Source organism: Streptomyces sp. NPDC045899 (assembly GCF_056431485.1).
The window spans coordinates 1-3,479 of sequence record NZ_JBWKKP010000073.1; the positions used below are offsets into that span (position 1 = coordinate 1).

At 72.5% G+C, this 3,479-nt stretch carries 1 protein-coding gene; it reads right to left on the reverse strand.

The genetic code is table 11. The features are described 5' to 3' along the window. A partial coding sequence (locus AC07FT_RS36375; protein WP_479180447.1) for an acyltransferase domain-containing protein occupies nucleotides 1–3,434 on the reverse strand: 3,434 nt, incomplete at its 3' end. Nucleotides 3,435–3,479 lie beyond the last annotated feature (45 nt).

Genomic DNA, 3,479 nt, shown 5'->3' on the forward strand with positions numbered 1-3,479 from the left:
GCAGCCATCCCCACACCACCAGCACCCGCATGAATCAACACCGACTCACCCGAACCCAACCCACCCAACTCCACCAACCCATACCAAGCCGTCAAGAACACCACCGGCACCCCAGCCGCCCGCCGAAAACCCCACCCACACGGAATCGGCACGACCATCCGGGCGTCGGCCACCGCCCAGGGGCCGAAGGCGCGGTCGAAGACCCCCATGACCCGGTCGCCCACCGCGACGCTTGTCACATCCGGGCCGACGGCGACCACCACACCGGCGGCCTCTCCGCCGAGGCCGGTCTGGCCGGGGACCATGCCCAGACTGATGAGCGCGTCGCGGAAGTTGATGCCGGCGGCGTGCACCGCCACCCGCACCTGTCCGGACTCCAGGGGGTCGAGTACCTCGGGGCACGGCACCGGCCGCACGTTCTCCACGGTCGCCGCACCGGTCAGCTCCAGCCGCCACGCCGGGTGTCCGACCGGTCCGGTGATGCCGCCACTGCTCGCGCCACCGGCGCGCATCAGCCGGGGCACCCACCGCCGTCCGGACCGCATCGCGATCTGCGGCTCGACCTCCTCGACCGCATGTGCGACACCATCCAGCACGGTCCGTTCAGACCCGTCGCGGTGGTGTGTTTCGGCGTCCGGGTCCAGGTCGAACAGGAGGAAGCGCCCCGGGTTCTCCGCCTGTGCGCTGCGGACCAGCCCGCAGACCGCGGCACCGGGGACATCCACCGCCGCTCCGTTCCCGGGCGTATCGGCACCGGTGACGAGTGCCGCGCCACGGGTCACGATCACCAGGCGGGACTCGGCGAACCGTGGTTCGGCCAGCCAGCCCCGGACCAGTTCCAGGGCCCGCTCCGTCTGCGCCAGTCCGTCGTCCGGGGTGCCGGTGGTGGTGAAGTCTGCGAGGACCACCGACGGGACGGCTGACCCCGTGTCGAGCTCGGCCGTCAGCGCCGCGAGATCGGGGTGTCGCACCGAACCGGGCACGAGCGCCAAGGACTCGTCGGCGCCCAGCTCCGCCCAGTCGCCGCCATCCCCGGTCACGGGTCCGTCACCACCTGGGTCGCTGTCGCGCTCTGTCACCGGCAACGGGGTCCAGCTCAGCGTGAACAGTCCGTCCTGGTCGCCGCCGCCTGCCGCCCGCAACTGATCGACACCGGCCGGGCGCATCACCAGCGCGTCCACCGTCAGCACCGGCGCGCCCACGGCGTCGGCCGCGGTCACCGTCAGACCACGCTCGCCCTCGGCACCGCCTTCACCGGGGCCACCGGAGGTGTGAGGGGAGAGCCTGACGCGTACCGTGGTCGCGCCGCTCGCCCACAGGGACACGCCGTTCCAGGCGAACGGCAGCCACAGCTGGGCGTCGTCCCGCCCCCCGGCGGCCGTCCCCGCGGCGTCCGGGTCATCGCCGGGCCGGTCCAGGAGGAGTGCCGGGTGGAGCGCGGCGTCCAGCAGCGCGGGGTGGATACCGAAACCGTCCCGGTCCCCGACGGCTTCGGGCAGGGCCACTTCGGCGAGTATGTCCGCGCCGTCCCGCCATACGGCACGCAGCCCCTGGAACGACGGGCCGTACACGTAGCCCGACGCCGCCACGCGCTCGTAGAACCCGTCCAGCCGTACGGGTTCGGCACCCGCCGGAGGCCAGGACCCGGGCTCTGCCACGGAACTCCGGGAGGTGGGCGGGCTGAGCACTCCCTCCGCGTGGCACACCCATCCGGCGTCCACGCCCGGTTCCGCGTCGCGGTCGGGACGGGAGTACACACGCACATCGCGCCGCCCGTCCTCGGTGCCGGCACCGACCACCACCTGGACCCGCAGTCCCCCGGACTCGGGCAGGACCAGCGGGATCTGGAGCGCGAGCTCTTCCACTCCCCTGCATCCCGCCTCGTCCGCGGCGCGCAGGGCCCATTCGACGAGCGCGGCGCCGGGCACCAGGACGGTACCCGCCATCACGTGTTCGGCCAGCCATCCGCCCGAACCGCCGGCCGTGATGCGACCGGTGAGCAGGAGTCCACCGTCGGCGAGATCCACTGCGGCGGGCAGCAGCGCGTGCTCCACGCGCTGGAGTCCGGCGGCGGCCACGTCACCGACCCCACCACCCGCCGGAAGCCAGTAGCGCTCCCGCTGGAAGGCGTAGGTGGGCAGGGGAACCGGTCGCGGCCCCGGACCGGCCGGGAACCAGCCCGCCCACGCGACGTCGTGGCCGTGGGCGTGGAGCTGGGCGAGGGTGTGTCCCAGCGCGTCGCCGTCGGCGCGCTTGCGGGTGAGGGTGGCCACCACCAGCGGTGCGGAAGCGTCGTCCGCAGCCGGTTCACCCGGTGAGGGGTGCTGCAAGGTGTGCTGGGTGGCGGAGGCCAGGACGGGATCGGGTCCGAGTTCGAGGAAGACGCCCGCCTCGGGGGCGATGTGTGTGACGGCGGGGTGGAACAGGACCGGCCGGCGGATGTGCCGCGCCCAGTAGCCGGGGGTGGCGATCAGCTCGTCGGCGGGCTCGCCGGTCAGGTTGCTCAGTACCGGGATGGTGGGCGGGTGGTAGGTCAGCCCCTCGACGGCTCGGGTGAACGGCTCCAGGATGGGATCCATCAGCGGGGAGTGGAAGGCGTGGCTCACCGTCAGGGCCTTGGTCTTCCGCCCCCGCTCCGCCCATGCCACGCGGACACGGTCGACCAGCTCGAGCGGACCCGAGATGACAGTGCTTCCGGGAGTGTTCAGCGCGGCCACACCGACCTTGCCGTCGAGCTCCGCGAGATCATCGGCGAGCTCTTCGGCGGTGGCCTCGATCGACGCCATACCGCCGCCCGCCGGGAGGTCTCCCATCAAGGTTGCGCGGGCGGCCACCAGGCGGCAGGCGTCCGCCAGGTCGAACACTCCGGCCACCTGGGCCGCGGCGACTTCCCCGATCGAATGGCCGAGCACCACGTCCGGGGTCTGTCCCAGGGAGGACAGCAGCCTGGCCAGGGCGATGTGCAGCGCGAACAACCCCGCCTGCGCATAGGTGGTGTGGTCCAGCAGCCCGGGCCGATCCGCCACTCCCGTGAAGACCACCTCACGCAGAGAGTGTTCGAGATACGGGTCGAGGAGACCGCAGACCTCGTCGAACGCCGCGGCGAACACCGGGAAGCGGTCATACAGCTCGGCTCCCATGCCCAGGCGCTGGCTGCCCTGGCCACTGAACATCCAGACGGTCTTTCCGGTGCCGATCCCGGCACCGGGGCGGACGACCGAGGGATGGGACTCGTCGGCGGCCAGCGCCTCCAGGGCCGTCAGCTGTCCGTCACGATCGCCGCCCAACACCACCGCCCGGTGCTCGAACAGCGTCCGGGTGGTGGCAAGCGACCAGCCGATGTCCGCGGCCGACGTCTCGGGTTCCGCGCCCAGATGGGTGACGAGTGCTGTGGCCTGGGCGCGCAGGGCTTCGGGACTGCGTGCGGACAGCACCCACGGCACGACTCCCACCGGATCCGACGAGGACTCCGCGACCGG